The 20833-nt window shown below is 37.0% G+C and carries 22 protein-coding genes; 14 read left to right on the forward strand and 8 right to left on the reverse strand.

Annotated elements, in window-relative coordinates; genetic code table 11:
* The first annotated feature begins 125 nt into the window (after positions 1-125).
* Positions 126-755, forward strand: coding sequence for an ADP-ribose diphosphatase (gene nudF, locus J3U37_RS01335; RefSeq protein WP_267335107.1), 630 nt, complete (start codon positions 126-128; stop codon positions 753-755).
* Between the two features lie 183 nt (positions 756-938).
* Positions 939-1757: a 3',5'-cyclic-AMP phosphodiesterase gene (gene cpdA, locus J3U37_RS01340; RefSeq protein ID WP_267329583.1), complete on the forward strand. Its 819-nt coding sequence runs from the start codon at positions 939-941 to the stop codon at positions 1755-1757.
* 70 nt (positions 1758-1827) lie between these two features.
* Here the strand turns inward: cpdA and cls are convergent, their stop codons facing one another.
* The 5 genes from cls to fldA all read right to left on the reverse strand — a co-directional run bounded on the left by cls (position 1828) and on the right by fldA (position 5438).
* Positions 1828-3291, reverse strand: a complete 1464-nt coding sequence (cls, locus tag J3U37_RS01345) for a cardiolipin synthase (protein WP_220217929.1) — start codon at positions 3289-3291, stop codon at positions 1828-1830.
* A 5-nt stretch (positions 3292-3296) separates the two neighbouring features.
* Positions 3297-3755, reverse strand: a complete 459-nt coding sequence (yciA, locus tag J3U37_RS01350) for an acyl-CoA thioester hydrolase YciA (protein ID WP_267329581.1) — start codon at positions 3753-3755, stop codon at positions 3297-3299.
* Between the two features lie 25 nt (positions 3756-3780).
* Positions 3781-4323, reverse strand: a complete 543-nt coding sequence (locus J3U37_RS01355) for an inner membrane-spanning protein YciB (protein ID WP_220217927.1) — start codon at positions 4321-4323, stop codon at positions 3781-3783.
* Positions 4324-4388: 65 nt separating this feature from the next.
* The gene (gene fur, locus J3U37_RS01360) at positions 4389-4847 is read right to left on the reverse strand and encodes a ferric iron uptake transcriptional regulator (protein WP_220217926.1); all 459 of its coding nucleotides are present in this window, start codon (positions 4845-4847) and stop codon (positions 4389-4391) included.
* A 78-nt stretch (positions 4848-4925) separates the two neighbouring features.
* Positions 4926-5438 carry a flavodoxin FldA gene (gene fldA / locus J3U37_RS01365; RefSeq protein ID WP_220217925.1) on the reverse strand — a complete coding sequence of 171 codons (513 nt, stop codon included), beginning with the start codon at positions 5436-5438 and terminating at the stop codon, positions 4926-4928.
* A gap of 178 nt (positions 5439-5616) precedes the next feature.
* Here fldA and sucC point away from each other — a divergent pair, with 178 nt between their 5' ends.
* From sucC to hslU, 11 genes are all read left to right on the forward strand, one after another.
* Positions 5617-6789 (forward strand): ADP-forming succinate--CoA ligase subunit beta, encoded by a 1173-nt coding sequence (gene sucC / locus J3U37_RS01370; RefSeq protein ID WP_267373027.1) that lies wholly within the window; start codon positions 5617-5619, stop codon positions 6787-6789.
* A gap of 23 nt (positions 6790-6812) precedes the next feature.
* Positions 6813-7682, forward strand: a complete 870-nt coding sequence (gene sucD / locus J3U37_RS01375; protein ID WP_220217923.1) for a succinate--CoA ligase subunit alpha — start codon at positions 6813-6815, stop codon at positions 7680-7682.
* Between the two features lie 104 nt (positions 7683-7786).
* Positions 7787-9358 carry a cytochrome ubiquinol oxidase subunit I gene (locus J3U37_RS01380; RefSeq protein WP_267329578.1) on the forward strand — a complete coding sequence of 524 codons (1572 nt, stop codon included), beginning with the start codon at positions 7787-7789 and terminating at the stop codon, positions 9356-9358.
* Positions 9359-9376: 18 nt separating this feature from the next.
* Complete coding sequence (cydB, locus tag J3U37_RS01385; RefSeq protein ID WP_220217921.1) at positions 9377-10513, forward strand: cytochrome d ubiquinol oxidase subunit II; 1137 nt, start codon at positions 9377-9379, stop codon at positions 10511-10513.
* Between the two features lie 9 nt (positions 10514-10522).
* Positions 10523-10633: a cytochrome bd oxidase small subunit, CydX/CbdX family gene (locus tag J3U37_RS01390; RefSeq protein WP_220217920.1), complete on the forward strand. Its 111-nt coding sequence runs from the start codon at positions 10523-10525 to the stop codon at positions 10631-10633.
* A gap of 178 nt (positions 10634-10811) precedes the next feature.
* Positions 10812-11207, forward strand: coding sequence for a tol-pal system-associated acyl-CoA thioesterase (gene ybgC, locus J3U37_RS01395; RefSeq protein WP_220217919.1), 396 nt, complete (start codon positions 10812-10814; stop codon positions 11205-11207).
* Positions 11208-11888, forward strand: a complete 681-nt coding sequence (gene tolQ, locus J3U37_RS01400; RefSeq protein WP_267335116.1) for a protein TolQ — start codon at positions 11208-11210, stop codon at positions 11886-11888.
* A gap of 2 nt (positions 11889-11890) precedes the next feature.
* Complete coding sequence (gene tolR / locus J3U37_RS01405; protein WP_220217918.1) at positions 11891-12310, forward strand: colicin uptake protein TolR; 420 nt, start codon at positions 11891-11893, stop codon at positions 12308-12310.
* A gap of 30 nt (positions 12311-12340) precedes the next feature.
* The gene (gene tolA, locus J3U37_RS01410; RefSeq protein WP_267373028.1) at positions 12341-13417 is read left to right on the forward strand and encodes a cell envelope integrity protein TolA; all 1077 of its coding nucleotides are present in this window, start codon (positions 12341-12343) and stop codon (positions 13415-13417) included.
* A 157-nt stretch (positions 13418-13574) separates the two neighbouring features.
* Complete coding sequence (gene hslV / locus J3U37_RS01415; protein ID WP_220217916.1) at positions 13575-14102, forward strand: ATP-dependent protease subunit HslV; 528 nt, start codon at positions 13575-13577, stop codon at positions 14100-14102.
* 27 nt (positions 14103-14129) lie between these two features.
* Positions 14130-15458 carry an HslU--HslV peptidase ATPase subunit gene (gene hslU / locus J3U37_RS01420; protein WP_255556123.1) on the forward strand — a complete coding sequence of 443 codons (1329 nt, stop codon included), beginning with the start codon at positions 14130-14132 and terminating at the stop codon, positions 15456-15458.
* 108 nt (positions 15459-15566) lie between these two features.
* Here hslU and asmA read toward each other — a convergent pair whose 3' ends face one another.
* From asmA to mltA, 3 genes are all read right to left on the reverse strand, one after another.
* Positions 15567-17447, reverse strand: coding sequence for an outer membrane assembly protein AsmA (gene asmA / locus J3U37_RS01425; protein ID WP_267373029.1), 1881 nt, complete (start codon positions 17445-17447; stop codon positions 15567-15569).
* A gap of 33 nt (positions 17448-17480) precedes the next feature.
* Positions 17481-18062, reverse strand: coding sequence for a dCTP deaminase (gene dcd, locus J3U37_RS01430; protein ID WP_220217914.1), 582 nt, complete (start codon positions 18060-18062; stop codon positions 17481-17483).
* A 68-nt stretch (positions 18063-18130) separates the two neighbouring features.
* The gene (gene mltA, locus J3U37_RS01435) at positions 18131-19225 is read right to left on the reverse strand and encodes a murein transglycosylase A (RefSeq protein WP_267373030.1); all 1095 of its coding nucleotides are present in this window, start codon (positions 19223-19225) and stop codon (positions 18131-18133) included.
* A gap of 159 nt (positions 19226-19384) precedes the next feature.
* Between mltA and cycA the strand changes: the two genes are divergently transcribed.
* Positions 19385-20785, forward strand: a complete 1401-nt coding sequence (gene cycA, locus J3U37_RS01440) for a D-serine/D-alanine/glycine transporter (RefSeq protein ID WP_324099764.1) — start codon at positions 19385-19387, stop codon at positions 20783-20785.
* Positions 20786-20833 lie beyond the last annotated feature (48 nt).

Here is a 20833-nt window from a genome sequence, read left to right on the forward strand (position 1 = left end):
TAAAAGCATTAAAATATAATATTATTTTCAATTGCATAATTTTAACAGATAATTAGCATATAGTAAGTATTCAAGTTTGTTATTCGCACTTTTTATTAAAATTTAGCTTAAAATTGGGATTTGATATGAAATTTAAAAATACGCCAGTAGAGTTTGGTAAAAAAGATGTCTTTAATTTAACCAAAAAAGTGTTGTATAAAGGTTTTTTTTCGTTACTTGAATATCGTTTTAAATATCGAAAATTTGACGGTTCAATTAGCCAAGAGGTAACCCGTGAAATTTTGGAGCGTGGGCATGCGGTGGTATTATTGGCTTTTGATGCAAAACGTGATGAAGTGGTACTTATTGAACAGATTCGAATTGCAGCCATTGAAACGCAAGATAGCCCATGGATACTTGAGTTGATTGCAGGTATGATGGATCACGAAAATGAGTCTTTTGAACAAGTCGCACGGCGTGAAGCTATGGAAGAAGCTGGAATAAGTATCGGTCGATGTAAACCCATTATCAGTTATTTAGCTTCACCGGGCGGATTAACCGAGCAACTGCATATTCTAGTCGGTGAAGTCGATGCATCAACCGCAAAAGGCGTGCATGGACTAGCGGACGAGAACGAAGATATTAAGGTTCATGTGGTTAGCCGTGAACAAGCGTATGATTGGGTGGAGAAGGGTATAATTAATAATGCCGCATCGATTATTGCACTTCAGTGGTTACAATTAAATCATATAAAGTTAAAGAATGAATGGAAATAGTTTATTTTCACGAACATTACTATTTTATTTCTTTCATAAAAATGTGATCTACTTTACAATTTAATATAACGCTATGATTTAAAATAAAAATTGCAGCAATAGTTACAATGATATTTCATCTGCCAACATTATTGAGCATAATTATAGACTTATAAATTATTGAGGTAAATTTTGGAGTCACATTTGAAGCTTCAAGTAAGTAGAAAAAATTACGGAAAAATTTTGCATATTACCGATACTCATCTTTTTTCGGATGAGGAAGGTTGCCTACTTGGCATAAACTCAAACAAAAGTTTTTTATCGGTCATCGACGAAATTAAAAAAAGTAAGAAAAAGTTTGATTTGATTGTGGCTACTGGTGATTTTGTACAAGATGGCTCCCAAAAAGCTTACGCTCGTTTTGCTGAGCAAATAATTAAGTTTAATACTCCATGTGTTTGGTTAGCCGGAAATCACGATAATTATACTTTTATGCAAGATGTGTTTGCCCATTATCAGCTTGCCGATAACAAAATTGTTTTGTTTGGCGACAAGTGGCTTATCGTTTTATTAAATAGTCAAGTTGTGGGTCATGCTCATGGTTTTTTACCTGAGTCAGAACTGACATTTTTACAACATGCTTTGTTGCAGCACGCTGACAGACATGCCTTGGTCTTTTTGCATCATCATCCGATTCAGTCCGGTTGTCATTGGCTCGATCAACATACTTTAAAAAATAGTGAAGCGCTGGAGAAAATTATTCAGCGCCATACTCAGATAAAGGCAGTAGGTTGGGGACATATTCATCAGCAGCAAGATCATCGTTGGCACCATTGTTTAGCGTTTTCAACGCCGTCGACCTGTTTTCAATTTAAACCGGCTTGTTATGATTTTCAATTATCGAATGACGATGCACCCGGTTGGCGAGAAATAACGTTACACCTTGACGGTAGTCTCACAACCGAAGTTTATCGATTAGCCAATAATCCATTTGCCCCCGATTTGTCACAAAATGGCTATTAATCCTAGCTGTTATCGATGACATATCATCTTTTACCGATTTTAGATAATAAGTGATTTTGATTGCGTTGTTTTATAACAACGGGGCGAAGAAGTAAAATAGCCGTTCAAATACATGTTGCCAAAATGGGCGTTTTTTCCATTCTTCAACATTAACTTCTTCTGATTGAGATAAATATTGTTGTAATAGCAACGATAAGGACTTAGCAAATTCAGCATCGTCAATAACCGTTGTAATTTCAAAGTTAAGCCATAAACTCCGCATATCTAAGTTTACGGTACCGACTAAACTCAATTGGTTGTCGATTAAAACGCTTTTCGTGTGTAGCAAATTATCATTGAATTGATAAAGTTTCACACCGCCGTCTAATAATTCAGAAAAGAAAGCCCGGCTTGCCCATTTTACCATTAGTGAATCATTTTTCTTCGGAATGATAATAATCACTTCCACGCCACGCTGCGCAGCAGTACATACTGCATGCAAGATATCATCACTAGGGACTAAGTAAGGCGTTGTGAAAATTATCTGTTCTTGTGCAGAATAGATAGCGGTAAGTAGTACTTGGTGGATCATATTTTCCATATAACCCGGACCTGAAGCAATAAGCTGCATAATGTGCTTTTTCTCTTCCGGTGGTTCGGCAAAATCGGTAATTTTTGGTAAAGCAAGGTAATCGCCGGTTTCAAGTTCCCAATCACTGGCATAAATAGCGCCCATTAAGGTTGTGACAGGTCCTCGCATTCTTACCATAACATCAACCCATTCCCCAACATGCTTATTTTGTTTGAAGAATCTTGGATCGACAATATTCATACTGCCAGTATAAGAGATGTAATTATCAATTATGGCGACTTTTCGGTGTTGACGTAAATCAAGTCGTCTGAACATGAATCTTAGTAGGTTTACTTTCAGAGCTTCAACAATAATAATGCCAGCTTCACGCATCCTTTTGCTGGCATCTGTCCTAATAAAGTGTCGGCTACCGGCTGAATCGAGCATCAAACGGCATACTACCCCACGTTTGGTTGCTTGAATTAATGCCGCTTCAACATCATCGGCTCTTCCACCTTCATTCCAGATATAAAAGACCATTTCAATATTAGAGGTGGCTTGATTAATATCTTCGATAAGGCGATCAAAAATGGCATCGGTATCGCTCAATAGTTCTATATGATTGCCGTTAATTCCTTCAAGTCCGGTTTGATGTTTGCAAAGTTGAAAAATTGGTTTACTGACTTGACTGACATTGCCAGTGAAAATGCCTTGCAATTCACTAATCTTATTAATAAAGTTAGCAATGGTTGGGCGCATTTTTTGCGCTCGTTTGACCCGTTGCTGCCCTAGATGCGCTTCACCGAGCGCAAAATAGAGAATGACGCCCAGGATAGGTAAGATATAGATAACTAACATCCATGCAACGACATACGTCGTCGGTCTACGTTTAAAGACGATACGTAATGTTGTCGCAACAATTATCAACCAATAACCAAGTAAGATCATTGTGCTAATTAATGCATGAAATGAAGTAAATTGCATAGTTGTTAACTGTGACTCAAGTTTAATTTGCTAATCGGATCTTTGTTACAGTCATAATGCTGAAATATTTCAGGCAATGGTTTTGGGTTGTTGTGTTTATCTACTGACACATAAGTGAATGTTGCATCAGTAATACAAAATCGCTGCGTTGCATCATCAGAATCGGTCAGTTTTTTTATCCAAACTTCAATTGCGATGGTAATTGACGTTTTACCCGTTTTAAGGCAACGAGCATAACAGCAAACCACATCCCCAACCATAGCGGGTTTATGAAAAGTGATACTACTAGCATTAACTGTAACAACTCTTCTTTTGGCTATCTCTTTGGCTAAAATACCGCCAGCAAGATCCATTTGCGACATTATCCACCCCCCGAAAATATGACCATGAGGGTTTGTATCAGCAGGCATTGCAAGGGTTCTTAGAACTAGTTGTCCATTAGGTTTGGTTGCGTCTTGTTTCATTTGTACGTACTCCTGCTAATAACTTTTACTCACTATCTGCATTTTTATTCATATTTTTATAAATGTAAATACCTGAAATTAAGGATAAGAGTAATGATGCGCCGGGTAAGACAAATACTTTAAAAATCCAGAAGACATAATCTGTCGCATAGTAAGTTGCTACTAAGCTTATGATACCGAAAACTACAAAAAAGCTTATCCATAATAAATTTAGTCTATTCCAAATATGGTTATCGAGTTGTAACTCTTTACCTAACATTTTTTGCAATAGATTTTTTTTGAAAAAATATTGGCTAACTAGTAGTGCTGATGCGAATAAAAAGTTGATGATTGTCACTTTCCACTTAATGATATTTGGCTCTCGGGTAAAGAGCGTAAAACCACCAAAAACCATAACCATTAAATAAGAGATAAGTTCAATTTTATCAATTTTTCTATACATTATCAGTATGGTAAGAAAACTTACCGTTGAAGCGATCATCAAAGCTTGAACGCCGACGAAAATATCATATATCGATAAAAAAATAAAAAAGATAACTAGCGGTATAAAATTGAGAAGTTGTTTCATTATGTTAATTAACCTAACAGAGAAATCACGATATTTATATAAATAAAAAGCCTATTAAAATAGGCTTATTTTTTTTGATGAAGTTCAGGGTGTGCTTTACAATTACCAGATTGACAGTGACCATAAAGATATAAACTGTGGAAAGTTAATTTAACACCATATTGTTCAGCTATCTCTTTTTGTCTTTTATTGATAATCTCATCACGAAATTCAAATACTTCACCACAATCAAGACAAATTAAATGATCATGATGTTGTTGTGTTGCAAGCTCAAAAACTGCTCTTCCGCCTTCGAAGTTATGGCGAGTTACGATCCCGGCATCATCAAACTGATTTAATACACGGTAAACGGTCGCAAGCCCGATTTCTTCACCCATATCCAGTAACTTTTTATAAAGATCTTCGACCGTGATATGTTGGCATGAAGGATCACGTAATAATTCTAAAATTTTTAATCGCGGTAACGTAACCTTTAAACCTGCGCTTTTTAACGCAGCATTATTATCATTATCATGATTTGTCATATTACATTCCAGTTTTGTTAATTAAAGGGACACATTATAAGTATATGTACAGGAAATAAAAGAAATCATTGCAATAGATTAAATATTCATTTCAGTTTTAACTTGATTTACCCAATTATTAATACGGTCTTGAGTTAATTCTGGTTGACGATCTTCATCGATAGCTAACCCAATAAAGTGGTTATCATCAACAAGACTTTTAGACGCTTCAAAACTGTAGCCTTCAGTAGGCCAGTGACCGACAATTTTAGCTTCTTTCGGTTCAATAACATCACGGATAGTACCCATTGCATCACAGAAATATTCGGCGTAATCTTCTTGATCACCACAACCAAAGATAGCAACAGTTTTACCCTTAAAATCAATTTGTTCTAAACTCGGAAAAAAATCATCCCAATCAGCTTGTGACTCACCATAATACCAAGTCGGGATGCCAAAAAATAGATAATCGTATTTTTCAATATGTTCTTTAGTGGTTTTTGCAATATCGAAAAGATCTGCGTTATCACTACCTAATATTTCTTGAATTCGCTGAGCTACCTTTTCTGTATTGCCAGTATCACTACCAAAAAAAATACCTACTTTTGCCATATTTTTACCTTTACTTTTATTACGCTATGAAAATATGCTTTTGAGTATATCATTGTCACTTCTTATCAGCAATAATTCTCAATTACAATAAACAAGAGTTATTATTTACTACACAATTTATTCATCTTGGATTAGAATTATTACAATTTTATATCAATCTAAGTTGCGGAATTTATTTATGAACTTGCATGAGTATCAATCCAAACATCTTTTTAAACAATACAATTTACCTGTACCTGAAGGGTACGTTTGTAACTCAATTGATGAAATTCAAGATACATTAGCTGAATTGTCATCACAAACGCAGAAAGGTGCTTGGGTGGCTAAATGTCAGGTTCATGCCGGGGGAAGAGGTAAATCCGGTGGCGTAATATGTACCGAAGATTTTAACCAAATCAGAATTTTTGCTGAAAAATGGTTAGGCCAACATTTGGTAACTTATCAAACAACCGCAAAAGGGCAACCGGTAAATAAAATCTTAATTGAAAAAGCGTCTGAAATTGTGAAAGAACTCTATTTAGGTGCCGTTATTGATCGTAGTACCAAACGAGTTGTGATTATGGCATCAACTGAAGGCGGGGTTGATATTGAAAGTGTTGCTGAAAAATCCCCGCATTTAATTCATAAAGTCTCCCTCGATCCACTCACTGGCGCAAACGCTTTTCAAGGTCGTGAGTTGGCTTTTAAATTGGGCTTAAGAGGTAAACTTATTAACCAATTTGCTAAACTTTTTGTCAATTTTGCTAATCTATTTTTAGAAAATGATGTTTCACTGGCCGAAGTTAATCCGCTGGTGATTACTGGTTGTGAGCAGTTAATTTGTTTAGATGCTAAAGTGGTCTTAGATGATAATGCTATGTACAGACACCCCGATTTAAGCATTTTACGTGATACGACTCAAGAAGATGAACGTGAATCGATTGCGGCAAAGCAAGGCATTAGCTATGTATCACTTGACGGCAATATTGGCTGTATGGTGAACGGTGCGGGTTTGGCAATGGCGACTATGGACATGATCAAACTGTATGGCGGTGCACCGGCTAATTTTCTTGATGTTGGTGGCGGCACCACTAAAGAGCGTGTTGCTGAAGCCTTTAAACTGATTTTATCTGACCAAAATGTGAAGGCTATTTTAGTCAATATTTTTGGTGGTATTGTTCGTTGTGATTTAATTGCTGACGGTATTATCAGTGCAATTAAAGAAATTGGTCTGACTGTTCCTGTTGTTGTTCGGCTTGAGGGTAATAATGCGCAGCTTGCCAGAGAGATTTTAGCTGATAGCAAATTAAATGTTATTACCGCAGAAAGCTTAACCGATGCGGCACAAAAAATCGTGACGGTTGCACAATAAAGGAAGAGTGGAGAACAATAATTATGTCAATTTTAATCAATAAAGATACCAAAGTTATTTGTCAGGGTTTTACCGGCAGTCAAGGCACTTTTCATTCAGAGCAAGCGTTAGCTTATGGAACAAAATTAGTTGGTGGTGTTACACCAGGTAAAGGTGGAACCACGCATTTAGGTTTGCCAGTGTTTAATACCGTTAAAGAAGCCGTTTTAGCGACCGGCGCAACTGCTAGTGTTATTTATGTTCCTGCGGCATTTGGTAAAGATTCTATTTTAGAAGCAATTGATGCCGGCATTGAGTTGATAGTCTGTATTACCGAAGGCATTCCTACTTTAGATATGCTAGTGGTAAAAGAAAAACTCATTCAAAAAAATGTCACAATGATTGGTCCAAACTGCCCGGGCATTATTGTTCCGGATGAGTGTAAAATTGGCATCATGCCGGGACATATTCATTTAGCCGGTAAAGTTGGCATTGTTTCTCGCTCCGGAACGTTAACGTATGAAGCAGTTAAACAAACAACAGATATTGGATTAGGGCAATCGGTTTGCGTTGGCATCGGTGGAGACCCAATCCCGGGAAGTGATTTTATTTCTATTTTAAAATTACTTGAACAAGACCCTAAAACTCAAGCAATTGTCATGATTGGTGAGATTGGTGGTAGCGCTGAAGAAGAAGCGGCGCAATATATCAAACACAATGTTACTAAACCTGTTGTTGCATACATTGCTGGCGTATCGGCACCTGCCGGTAAACGTATGGGACATGCAGGCGCTATTATATCGGGTAACAAAGGCACGGCAGAAGAAAAAACGAAAGCATTACAAGCAGCAGGTATCACGGTTGTTAGTAGTCTAGCAGATATTGGTGAAGCAGTAAAAAAACGTATTAAATGATCAATTTTTGATATTTATCAATTTTTATTCTCTAAATATTGTTGTACAATAAGCGTAAATAACGTTATAAATTTTGTGGGCATTTAAAGGATTAGGGAGCACCTATGTTAGATATCGTAGAACTATCACGCCTTCAGTTTGCACTCACAGCAATGTATCATTTTATTTTTGTACCATTGACGCTAGGTCTAGCGTTTATGCTTGCAATTATGGAAACCGTCTACGTTGTTAGTGGAAAGCAAGTCTGGAAAGATATGACTAAATTCTGGGGTAAACTTTTTGCTATCAACTTTGCTGTTGGTGTGGCAACCGGTTTAACCATGGAATTTCAGTTTGGTACCAATTGGTCTTATTATTCACACTACGTTGGGGATATTTTTGGCGCACCATTAGCTATCGAAGGTTTAATGGCATTTTTCCTAGAGTCAACTATGGTTGGTTTGTTCTTTTTTGGTTGGGACAGATTAAGCCGTGGTAAACATCTTATGGTCACTTGGTGTGTGGCATTTGGCTCAAATTTATCTGCACTTTGGATTTTGGTTGCAAATGGTTGGATGCAATTTCCAATCGGTTCAGATTTCAACCCGATCAACTCTCGTATGGAAATGGCGAACTTTTATGAGCTCATTACCAATTCAGTTGCGCAATATAAATTCGTTCATACTGTGGCAGCCGGTTACTTAACAGGGGCTATTTTTGTATTAAGTATTAGCGCCTATTATTTATTGAAAAAACGGGATGTTGGATTTGCTAAGCGTTCGTTTGCTGTGGCCGCCACATTTGGTTTTATCACCTCAATTGTTGTTGCTGTTATGGGCGATGAAGCCGGTCACGAAATGACGACCGTTCAGCCAGCAAAACTAGCTGCAATTGAAGCTGAATGGGAAACTCAACCCGCACCAGCATCATTTAATGTGATTGCTTTTCCTTCACAAAAAAATAAAGAAAATTTATTTGCTATTGAGATCCCATATGTAATGGGCTTAATGACGACACGTTCAGTAGATACGCAAGTTATTGGTTTAAAAGATATCTTAGCAAGTAATGAAACAAGAATTCGTAATGGTATTTTAGCTTATACCAATCTGGAGAAAATCCAACAAGGTAGCCAAGATCCTGAGGTTTTAAAAGCATTTGAAACTTATAAAGCTGACTTAGGTTATGGTTACTTAGTCAAGCGATTTACCGATCGTGATAACTTAACCATTCCGCAAGCAACCGAAGCGCATATTAAAGCGGCTACTGAAGACTCAATTCCGACCGTTTGGCCTTTATTCTGGGCATTTAGAGGAATGGTTGGCTTTGGCTTGCTGATGATTTTAGGAACAGGTCTGGCATTATGGACAACGTATAAAAACAAGATTGGCGAAAAACGTTGGTTATCTCGTATGTTAGTACTATTTTTACCATTACCATGGTTAGCTTGTGAATGCGGTTGGTTTGTGGCTGAATACGGTCGTCAACCATGGGCAATTCAAGATATTTTACCAACTGGGGTGGCAAATTCATCCTTAACACCGGGTGAAGTGTTATTTACTATGGTACTTATTTGTGGACTTTACACGCTATTTTTAGTTGCTGAAATGTTCTTAATGTTTAAGTTTGCTCGTTTAGGGCCTAGCTCTTTAGGAACGGGTAACTATCATTATGAAAAAACACAATCAGTAACAGAATAGGACATAGGAGTATACACAATGATTGATTACGAAATTGTACGCGTCATCTGGTGGGTGCTGATTAGTGTTGTTTTAATCGGTTTTGTTATCACAGATGGATTTGATATGGGCGTGGGTATCTTATTACCTTTTATCGGTAAAACGGATACTGAACGCCGAATTATGATAAATGCTATTGCTCCCCATTGGGACGGTAACCAAGTGTGGTTGATCACCGCTGGTGCCGGCATTTTTGCCGCTTGGCCAATGGCATATGCGGCTTCGTTTTCTGGTTTTTATATTGCGATGATATTAGTGCTTTGTGCGTTATTTTTCAGACCAATTGGTTTTGATTATCGCAGTAAATTAGAAAATTCGAAGTGGCGAAACATGTGGGACATTGCTATTTTTCTTGGTAGCTTTGTACCGGCATTAGTTTTTGGTGTGGCTTTTGGTAATTTATTAGAAGGTGTGCCGTTTAGATTTGATAACTCTTATCGAGTATTTTATGACGGCAATTTCTTCGGTTTACTTAATCCATTTGCTATCTTGACCGGTATTGTCAGCTTAATGCTATTTGTTGCTCATGGTGGTGCATGGTTACAAATGAAAACATCCGGTGAGCTCTATTTAAGAGCACGTAAAGCTACACAAATTGCCAGCCTTATTATGATAGTGGCATTTATATTAGCTGGGGTATGGGTAATATTTGGTATCAATGGTTATGAAATTACCAGTGTGATTGATTACAATGGCACTTCTCATCCTTTAAGTAAAACCGTATCGACCGATGGTTCATGGTTAACCAACTATATGAATTATCCGATCTTATGGATCGTGCCTATTTTAGGTATTGTTTTACCATTATTAACGATTTTATGCTCCGGATTAAATAAAAATGGTTTAGTGTTTTTATTATCAGCATTAACTATCGCTTGTGTGTTATTTACTTATGGTATTGCAACGTTTCCGTTTATCATGCCATCGAGCATCATGCCAAATGCTAGTTTAACGATTTGGGATGCTTCATCAAGTCAGTTAACACTTAATATTATGTTAGTTGTTGTTTTAATATTTTTACCAATAATTCTGCTCTATACCACTTGGTGTTATATCAAGATGTTTGGACGACTTGATAAAAATCATATTGAAAATAACAAGCATTCACTTTATTAAGGAGCAATTATGTATTATGTATTATGGTTTGTAGGTCTTATTGCTGCTTGTATGCTTGCTGTTGTAACCGGCCTGTGGGTTGAACGCAATAGTAATGAAAAAGAAGCTGACGATAAATAAACATTCATTAATCAGTTGAAAGGTGGCATTTTGTCACCTTTTTAATTTTTAACTGAGGTAAGATGAGAATAAGTTATAAATGATAATTGTTTTCATTTAACTATTTTTATATCATAGTGCAGCAAATTTTATATTCATATATAATGAGCGCTAAATTTTACGGGTTCAAATATTAAATATGAAACAGTTCGACTGGAATGCAAGAGTCTATTATGAAGATACCGATGCGGGGGGCGTGGTTTATCATGCTCGATATCTCGCTTTTTTTGAACGCGCCAGAACAGAAATGTTAAGAGCGATCGGTATCAGTCAGCAAAAGTTATTACAAGAAGGTATTGCTTTTGTGGTTAAAAAGTTGGATATTAGCTACGACTTTCCAGCTCGTTTAGATGACATGCTAACTATCAGCAGTAAAGTTGAGCTAATTCGCAAGGCGTCTATTATTTTTAAGCAGACTATTTTTAATCAAAATAAGCAGGCTATCAGCACCGCTGATGTGGTTATTGCTTGTGTCGACATGACAAAAATGAAGCCATGTGCGCTTCCTAAGTCATTAGTTTTGGAGTTTATATAAGTGGAAAATCTTAATATTATTGATCTATTTTTACAAGCAGGTTTATTAGTACAATGTGTAATGTTACTGTTGCTTCTGTTCTCGGTAATGTCTTGGGCTATTATTTTTCAGCGAAGTAAAATATTAAACAAAGCTAAAAAACAAGTAGAGCAATTTGATAATAGCTTTTGGTCTGCTGATGATCTAAATGTTTTATTTGACAGAGCAAAATTACACAAAGAAGATATTTGTGGTACAGAACATATCTTTTATTCAGGCTTTAAAGAGTTTTCTCGTTTATATCAAATTAATCCTAATATGCCGGAAGCCGCTTTAGATGGCGCATCACGTTCAATGCGTTTAGCAATGAACAGAGAATTGGATAATTTAGAGTTACATATTCCTTTCTTAGGAACGGTTGGTTCTATCAGCCCATATATCGGTTTATTTGGTACCGTTTGGGGGATTATGCATGCGTTTATCTCTCTTGGTGCAGTAAAACAAGCAACGTTACAAATGGTTGCACCAGGTATTGCTGAGGCGCTAATTGCCACCGCTATCGGTTTATTTGCCGCAATTCCTGCTGTTTTAGCTTATAATCGATTATCACTTAGCGTTAGTCGAATGGAACAAAATTATCTTAACTTTATCGATGAGTTTTCAGCAATTTTGCAACGCCAAGCAGTGGCAGTTAGGAAATAATTATGAGTAGACGTTCACGTTATACAACTAAGTCTGAAATTAATATTGTTCCGCTATTGGATGTATTATTAGTTTTAGTACTTATTTTTATGGCAACTGCCCCAATTATCAGCCAAAGTGTTGAAGTTGATCTACCGGAAGCATCTGAATCTAAAACAGTTTCACCTACTGAGAATAAACCGATTATTATCGAAGTGTCAGGTGTTGGGATTTACACATTAATCATTGATCAAGATCGGCTATCAAACCTACCGGAAGAACAGATTGTTGCTGAAGTTAAACAACAAATGTCACTTAATGACAAAGCTGTTTTTTTAGTTGGTGGGGCTAAAAATGTTCCTTATGAAGAGATCATCAAAGCGTTGAATCTATTGCAATCTGCTGGTGTCAAATCTGTTGGATTGATGACTAACCCAATTTAAATAAACACAAACATATAAAAAGTGTCAGCGATGTCTAATAAGTTAAACTCAAAATTAAGTGTGCCGGTTTTAATATCGATTATTTTGCATGGAATTATCATTGTTATTTTAGGTTACCGTTTTATGCAAGACAGCGATGCTAACTTTGGTAGCATTAATGGAAATTCTATTGATGCAATTATGGTCGATCCTTCGGTCTTAAATGAGCAATATCAAAGGCAATTACAATCACAGATTAATCAGCAAAGCGCTCATAATCAACGACAAGAACAAATTAATAGTCAGACTGACGAATTTTTGCAAAAACAATTCGAACAGCAAGAGCAGCTGAAACAGTTAGAAAAAGAGCGTCAAGAGCTTGCTGAGAAACAAAGGCTTGAACAAATCGCTGCCAATGAGGCCGCCAAAGAAGCGGAAAGAGCCGTCAAAGAAGCAGAAAAAGCAGTTCAAGAAGCAAAAGAAAGGGCTGCCAGAGAAGCAGAAAGAATCGCTCAAGAAGCAAAAGAAAAGGCCGAAAAAGAAGCGAAAGAAAGGGCTGAAAAAGAAGCGAAAGAAAGGGCTGAAAAAGAAGCGAAAGAAAGGGCCGAAAAAGAAGCGAAAGAAAGGGCTGAAAAAGAAGCAAAAGAAAAAGCCGAAAAAGAAGCGAAAGAAAAGGCCGAAAAAGAAGCAAAAGAAAAGGCCGCTAAAGAGGCAGCAGAAAAGGCAGCCAAAGAAAAAGCGGCCAGAGCAAGAGCAGAACAAGCTAAAAGAGATAAGGAGCTTAATCAACTTTTAGGCGGCCTAACTTCGGGATCTTCAAACTCGTCCAGTGGAACGCCTAATCGTAGAGGGGTTTCGAACGGGGAATTAGGTAAGTATATATCGTTAGTACAAACTGCTATCCGTAATAATTTTAATAATCCTAATGGGCTCTATAGCGGTAAAAATTGTATTTTAGAAATTCAAATTGCCCCTGACGGCTTACTTCTTAATGTCAATGCTAAAGGTGGAGATGATGCCCTTTGTCGGGAAGCATTGACAGCAACAAAATTAGCCGTGATCCCCAAACCAACCAGTGCGCTATATAATCAAGTAAAAACAATGACAATCGATTTCCAACCTAAATAGTTGTGATTTTTTACTTAAACGTAGAGTATTTCTGAAAGTTCTTGTCAAACAATAAAATTCAACATCTTGATTAACAGATGTTGAAAAACGATTAATCATCCCAATATATACGCTATTCATTCCAAATTAAGTTTTTATGTAAAAGAAGGAGCAGAATATGACAACAATTGTCAGTGTTCGTCGTAATGGGCAAGTAGTTATTGGTGGCGATGGGCAGGTAACATTAGGTGAACGTATTATCATGAAAGGTAATGCCAGAAAAGTTCGTCGTTTATACAATAACAAAGTAATTGCAGGATTTGCTGGTGGGACTGCCGATGCTTTTACACTATTTGAACTATTTGAACGCAAATTAGAGATGCACCAAGGGCACTTAACTAAAGCTGCCGTTGAGTTAGCGAAGGATTGGCGAACAGATAGAATGTTACGCAAATTAGAAGCTTTACTTGCCGTTGCTGATGAAACTGCATCATTAATTATTACCGGTACGGGTGATGTTATTCAACCGGAAGATGATTTAATCGCAATTGGTTCTGGCGGTCCTTATGCACAAGCCGCAGCACGCGCATTATTGGATAACACTTCACTTTCAGCGCATGATATTGTGCAAAAATCATTATCGATAGCTGGTGATATTTGTGTTTATACTAATAATTTCCAAACTATTGAAGAACTCAATTATTAATTAATCTGATTTAAGAGAACTACTATTATGTCTGAAATGACTCCTCGCGAAATTGTAAGCGAATTAAACCAACATATTATTGGACAAGATAAAGCTAAACGCTCTGTCGCTATTGCACTGCGTAATCGTTGGCGCCGTATGCAACTTGATGAAGCATTACGCCATGAAGTGACACCAAAGAATATATTAATGATTGGTCCAACAGGTGTTGGTAAAACTGAAATAGCAAGAAGATTGGCAAAATTAGCCCATGCACCATTTATAAAAGTTGAAGCAACAAAATTTACCGAAGTTGGCTATGTCGGTAAGGAAGTTGATTCTATTATTCGTGATCTAACTGATTCAGCAGTCAAAATGATTCGACAAGATGCGATTGAAAAAAATCGTAACCGAGCTGAAGAATTAGCTGAAGATCGTATTTTAGATGTCTTAGTGCCACCGGCTAAAGATGGTTGGGGACAAGTTGAAAACAATAACGATTCAACTGCAAGACAAGCGTTCCGTAAAAAATTACGTGAAGGTGCGCTTGATGATAAAGAGATTGAAATTGAAGTTGCCGGCGTGAATATTGGCGTAGAAATTATGGCGCCTCCGGGAATGGAAGAGATGACTAACCAATTACAATCAATGTTTCAAAATTTAGGTGGACAAAAAACTAAACCACGTAAAATGAAAATTAAAGATGCATTTAAGCAATTGATTGAAGAAGAAGCTGCTAAATTGGTTAATCCTGACGATCTTAAACATGAAGCGATTGAAGCGGTTGAGCAAAACGGTATTGTCTTTATTGATGAGATCGACAAAGTTTGTAAACGTGGCAACTCATCTGGGCCGGATGTATCACGTGAAGGGGTACAACGTGATTTACTGCCTTTAGTTGAGGGTTGTACTGTTTCAACTAAACATGGTTCGGTAAAAACTGATCATATTTTATTTATTGCTTCCGGTGCTTTCCAAACTGCCAGTCCGTCGGATCTGATTCCTGAGTTGCAAGGTCGTTTACCGATTCGGGTAGAATTGCAAGCATTAACCAGTAAAGACTTTGAGCGAATTTTAACTGAGCCAAATGCCTCACTTACTGCGCAATACAAAGCATTGTTAGCCACTGAAGGTGTTAATATTGAGTTTACTGCAGATGGTATTGCAAAAATCGCTGAATCAGCATGGCAGGTTAATGAACAAAATGAAAACATTGGGGCACGTCGATTACATACTGTATTAGAGCGTTTAATGGAAGAGGTCTCTTTTGACGCCAGTGAACTTGGTGGGCAAACAATTACCATTGATGCTAAGTACGTCAGTGATCACTTAGATAAACTTGTTGCGGATGAAGATCTAAGCAAATTTATTCTATAAAACCTGATTTGTCAGTCATAAAAAAGGTGAGTTAAACTCACCTTTTTTTATATCTGATAAACGTCTATTTAATATTATCTTCAACGTTTACTTGGTTATATCAAAACGTTACTTTTTAAGTAAACCACCTAAAATATCAAGCGCTTTTGATTTTGTATTTGATTTATCTTTAGATCCACCATTCTCAATTTTATTGCGTAGTTTTTCTAAACGATCTTGTAATTTATCGCTAAATACCTCAGTAAGCACTTTGGCGATATCGAGTTGATAACGTAAATTAGCAAATTGACCATAAATACGTAATGGTATTGTTATTTTTTGTAGCTTGGCTATCGTATCACTTTTACTGTTCCAGCCACCTAACATTTTGATATTTAAATTCACATCTAAATCTTTTGCCATAATGCCAATTCGACCCGATCCATTAACGATATCAAGTGTTTCAGAATTTGCATTGACGGTATTTAGTTGAATATTACCATTGCTTATCGATGCGCTGGTTGAAATATTATGAAACTCAGTATATTTTTTCTGATTTTCAGGCGTGATTGCATCTTTATTATATGCCGCTGCGGCATTTTCGATAATGCTTTGGATATTAAGATTATTAAGCCGAGCATTGTTAACACTAATATCAATATTACCTGCTAAAGAGCTGAGTACTTTTGCGCTTGAAAGTGTGCTGGCTTCTAATACCCCATTAGCGTTGACTGAACCTTCAAGATCATAAGCGGTTTGAATTTGATTAAAAAAGGTATTGAGATCAATATTAGTCGCTTTAGTGTTGAGTTTGATCAACGTATTTTTCTGTTTACCGTTAGCAACACCATTTGCCGAAACATGACCTTTGGCAAAGTCGAAATCGATATCTTTAATAGTTGCAATCCCGTCGTTATTTACCATATCAACTTTAAGATTATTTAGTGTAATCTTATCAGCGATAACTTGCTTAATATTAAGTTGTGCTTTGGCATTAAAACTATTAAGAAAGTCTAACTCATTACTGGATTTTGTAACTTGCGATACAACCGGTGGGGTTTGTTGGACGGCTACATTATCCTTCGATTTTTGTTTTTGCTGTGAAAAGGAAGCGACATCGAGCTTGTTAGAATTGAGTTGTAAATCGATATAAGGTTTACTCTCTAATTTTGCGATTAGTGCTCCGGCAAAATGGTTGTCATTGACAGAAAAAGCAATATTTTGACTGCTCAGTTGCATAGGCTCTTTTTGATAATTGATAACCGCATTCAAATTACCTTTAAACACTTGGTCTGAGCTGGTTACGCCTTTATAGGTGTAATCAAATCGATTTAATTTAATCGTTGCCTTTTGTGGAAATTGGCTCATCTCCACGTTAGCGTTAATGGAATAATATAAATCTTGTTGATTTTTATCAACGTTCCCGGTTAAATCTATTGAAATATTCTTATCGTTGGATTGCTCAACTGTAAGATTGATATTTCTAAAGTTTATCAAATCATCATTGCGTTGGAGCGCGATTGTACTATCTGCAACTTCAAATTTATTAAAGGCAAATTTCCAGTTTGACGCACTTTTTTCGTTATTAGTTGTTGATGATTGATCGGTTGAATTATTCGATGTGCTTTGCTCACGATTTTTGGCCATATCGCCTTTACTTTCATCGGTAATGTTGATCATTGCTGATTTAATAAAAACGTTTTTAATTTCTAATTTCTTAGAAAAAAGCGGCATGAGTTCAACATCTAACCGCATATTATCCGCAGTTAAAATAGGTTTTTGTGCACCATGATCAGACAATTTTACCGAATCGGTTAATATACTTACTTGAGGCCAGATATGCCAACGCAGATCGCCTTCAATAGTTAACTCATAACCTGTTTTATCTTTTATTGTGTTTGAAATAAACCCACGGAAATTGTTAGGATCAACAAAAACTATCAGTGAAGCAATACTGATTACAACAACCAGAATTAAAATTAATAAAATAACCAATATCTTTTTGATCATATTAATGTTCCTATAGTAAGGTTATAAACTGTATTAGTCTTTATCAATACGACTGGCGACTGCGCCATGTTGGTCTTTATATTTTGCATCTTCTCTACGATTGTATGGTCTTGCTGAGGGGCCTGTTAATGTTTCAAAACTTAATGCGCCAATGGTCATGCCGGGTCTTAGCGCTAATGGTAATTTTCCTGAATTGTAAAACTCTAATACGATTTGTCCTTGCCAACCGGGATCGATCCGATGAGCCGTGACGTGCACCATTAATCCTAATCTTGCCAATGATGAACGGCCGTCGAGCCAACCGACTAAATCATCGGGGATCGTCACCGATTCTAAAGTTACCGCTAATGCAAGTTCACCGGGGTGAAGATAAAAGGCATCACCTTCCGGTAATATCATTTCTTCGCTCATTACACGTTCTAGTACGGCGGATACTTCCTCCTTTGGACCACTTAAATCGATAAAAGGGGTGGTATGTTCCCTAAAAGTACGAAATTGATTGCCTAAGCGCACATCAACCGTTGCACCATTTATACAGCTTGCAGCTGGTTGTGGCGTAATTTTTAATTTACCACTTTGTAAATACGCTTCGATATCTCGATCGCATAATCTCATGAATTATCCTTAAATCTACTTTTTGGTCTATTTTAGCAGGTTCTTTAATTGGCGTCGATGCCGATAGTTTAAGGTTTTATTACCCATGCACGACCATAATGGTTATAAAATCCTGCAAGTTTGCCTGCTTTGTCGCCAATTCCTAGATAGAGATCAAAATGGTGTCCTTTAATCGCTCCGCCGACATCCAGTGCCACCATTAAACGCACTTCACGTCTTCCACGATATTGCCCGTCGCTATCGAGTAACGGTACATCGACTAACACCACAGATCCAGTTGGAATTAATGATTTATCTGATGCAACTGACGCATTAGCAATTAAAGGCACAGCAGCAGCCCCTTTAACTTCGGCGTTGTATTGTGGTTTAAAGAACACAAAAGATCGGTTTTGAATTAATAGCGCCTTAAGCTGTTTTTCATTTTTGGTTTTTGCCCAATTTTTAATTGCTTGAATTGACATCTTATCTTTATCAATTTCGCCTTGTTCAACCAGTAATCGCCCAATACTTGAGTAGCCATGCCCATTTTTGCCACCAAAGCAGAAAAATACTAAAGGTGTGCCATCTTCAAAATCAATATAAGCACTGCCTTGCACTTCCATAATAAAGTTATCCATTAGCGAGTCGCTGTAGGCAATTTCTAATCCTTTGCCATTTAAAGCACCATTATAGATCTGCTCACGGCTAGGTAATTGTCCTTTAAAACTAGTGCTGGCTGGCATTTTATAGATTGGGTATTTAAATCTGCCTGTAGGTTTGTGTCGGGCTTTGATAACCGGTGTGTAATAGCCGGTTAAATGAACATTCCCATAGCCGTCTTGTCCGCCCATTTCGTAACTGTTTAGCCCAATTTTATCAAATTCATGTGCACCTAATGATCGGTTAATCCATGCATCAACCGCTTTATAAATATGTTCATTTTTTCGGTATAAAGAAGGCGAGGTTAACTTTATTTTTTCAACTTGAATAATATAATCGGAAATATTAACTGGCGTATCTAATTTGGGATGACTAATGTTCAAAGCTAACGGTAATTGACCGTCTTGATACTGCTTTGTTTGTTTACCTGAACCGCTTTGGCAACCGGTCAGAAGTGATAATACAAGTAAAAGACATACGGTATAAATACGGTAATAGTGGTTGTTTTCTTTCATCTTAGCCATTATTTTTAGTCAGTTATTAATCATAGTTAGCTATGCTACACAATTCCATTATAAGAAACTACCAATAATTATCATTGATCCATAAAAAGTTTTCATAACATTTCAGCTTGCGATCTGGCGCCATAGACTTTATAGTCCTATACTCCCAAAAATTCGAAAATTGTAAAACGAAAGGTAATCAAAGCAATGAGTATCACATCCACAAACAATGATCTTAAGCGTAATCTCTCTAATCGGCATATTCAGCTGATCGCAATTAGTGGTGCAATTGGTACCGGCTTGTTTATGGGTTCTGGTAAGACCATTAGCTTAGCGGGGCCATCGATTATTTTTGTCTATATGATTATCGGCTTTATTCTATTTTTTGTTATGCGGGCTATGGGAGAGATTCTTCTATCTAACTTAAAATATAAATCATTCAGTGATTTTGCCAATGATCTATTAGGGCCATGGGCTGGATTTTTTACTGGATGGACTTACTGGTTTTGCTGGGTGATTACCGGCATTGCCGATGTGGTTGCCATCGCTGGCTATGCTCAACATTGGTTCCCGCAATTACAATCTTGGATCCCGATGCTGTTAACGGTTATTTTATTATTAACCTTGAATTTATTAACAGTAAAAATGTTTGGCGAAACGGAATTTTGGTTCTCGATGATTAAAATTGTGGCGATCTTAGCGTTGATTGCAATTGGTTTGGTTTTAATTATTACCGCTTATCATTCAGAACAGACCAATACGACAGCGGCGTTTTCTAATCTTTGGGATTATGGTGGATTTTTTCCTCACGGCACTATGGGCTTTTTTGCCGGCTTCCAAATAGCCATTTTTGCATTTGTTGGAATTGAATTGGTTGGTACTACTGCTGCTGAAACCGTAGATCCTAACAAGAATCTTCCTCGTGCTATTAATTCTGTTCCGGCACGTATCATCTTTTTCTATGTTTTTGCATTAATTATTATAATGAGCGTAACGCCGTGGACATTTATTTCACCAAATAAAAGCCCATTTGTTGAGTTATTTACGTTGATCGGTCTACCTGCTGCGGCAAGTATTATCAATTTTGTTGTGCTCACATCAGCCGCCTCCTCAGCAAATAGTGGTATTTATTCAACTAGTCGGATGCTGTTTGGATTGGCTAAAAAACAAGATGCGCCTGAGCCTTTTGGTAAGTTATCACGTCGTTCAGTACCGGCAAATGGATTGCTATTCTCGTGCATGTGCTTATTAGGTGGCGTCGTACTTATCTATCTGGTACCGAATGTAATGGAAGCGTTCACTATTGTGACCACTATTTCAGCTATATTGTTTATGTTTATTTGGTCGATGATTCTTATTTCTTATATTGCTTATCGCCGCAAAAAAGCCGATTTGCATCAACAGTCATCGTTTAAGATGCCCGGTGGGATTTTGATGTGTCTTATCTGTCTGGCATTTTTTGCATTTGTTATTGTGTTACTGACGTTAGAAGCGGATACTCGCCATGCGCTAATTGCAACCCCTATTTGGTTTGTTATTCTTGGGGTAAGTTACTTTATTCGTTCATTGAAACGTCAATAAGCCTCTTTTGTATCGGCAGCTTAGCTGCCGATCGCCTTCAATAAGTTA

The organism is Gilliamella sp. B3172 (assembly GCF_026536465.1).
GTDB lineage: Bacteria > Pseudomonadota > Gammaproteobacteria > Enterobacterales > Orbaceae > Gilliamella.

Bases quoted from the DNA above. Each gene is read 5' to 3' on its own strand.
- nudF (WP_267335107.1), top strand. From the start codon at position 126: ATGAAATTTAAAAATACGCCAGTAGAGTTTGGTAAAAAAGATGTCTTT.
- cls (WP_220217929.1), bottom strand. From the start codon at position 3,291: ATGCAATTTACTTCATTTCATGCATTAATTAGCACAATGATCTTACTT.
- yciA (WP_267329581.1), bottom strand. From the start codon at position 3,755: ATGAAACAAGACGCAACCAAACCTAATGGACAACTAGTTCTAAGAACC.
- J3U37_RS01355 (WP_220217927.1), bottom strand. From the start codon at position 4,323: ATGAAACAACTTCTCAATTTTATACCGCTAGTTATCTTTTTTATTTTT.
- fur (WP_220217926.1), bottom strand. From the start codon at position 4,847: ATGACAAATCATGATAATGATAATAATGCTGCGTTAAAAAGCGCAGGT.
- fldA (WP_220217925.1), bottom strand. From the start codon at position 5,438: ATGGCAAAAGTAGGTATTTTTTTTGGTAGTGATACTGGCAATACAGAA.
- sucC (WP_267373027.1), top strand. From the start codon at position 5,617: ATGAACTTGCATGAGTATCAATCCAAACATCTTTTTAAACAATACAAT.
- sucD (WP_220217923.1), top strand. From the start codon at position 6,813: ATGTCAATTTTAATCAATAAAGATACCAAAGTTATTTGTCAGGGTTTT.
- J3U37_RS01380 (WP_267329578.1), top strand. From the start codon at position 7,787: ATGTTAGATATCGTAGAACTATCACGCCTTCAGTTTGCACTCACAGCA.
- cydB (WP_220217921.1), top strand. From the start codon at position 9,377: ATGATTGATTACGAAATTGTACGCGTCATCTGGTGGGTGCTGATTAGT.
- J3U37_RS01390 (WP_220217920.1), top strand. From the start codon at position 10,523: ATGTATTATGTATTATGGTTTGTAGGTCTTATTGCTGCTTGTATGCTT.
- ybgC (WP_220217919.1), top strand. From the start codon at position 10,812: ATGAAACAGTTCGACTGGAATGCAAGAGTCTATTATGAAGATACCGAT.
- tolR (WP_220217918.1), top strand. From the start codon at position 11,891: ATGAGTAGACGTTCACGTTATACAACTAAGTCTGAAATTAATATTGTT.
- tolA (WP_267373028.1), top strand. From the start codon at position 12,341: ATGTCTAATAAGTTAAACTCAAAATTAAGTGTGCCGGTTTTAATATCG.
- hslV (WP_220217916.1), top strand. From the start codon at position 13,575: ATGACAACAATTGTCAGTGTTCGTCGTAATGGGCAAGTAGTTATTGGT.
- hslU (WP_255556123.1), top strand. From the start codon at position 14,130: ATGTCTGAAATGACTCCTCGCGAAATTGTAAGCGAATTAAACCAACAT.
- asmA (WP_267373029.1), bottom strand. From the start codon at position 17,447: ATGATCAAAAAGATATTGGTTATTTTATTAATTTTAATTCTGGTTGTT.
- dcd (WP_220217914.1), bottom strand. From the start codon at position 18,062: ATGAGATTATGCGATCGAGATATCGAAGCGTATTTACAAAGTGGTAAA.
- mltA (WP_267373030.1), bottom strand. From the start codon at position 19,225: ATGGCTAAGATGAAAGAAAACAACCACTATTACCGTATTTATACCGTA.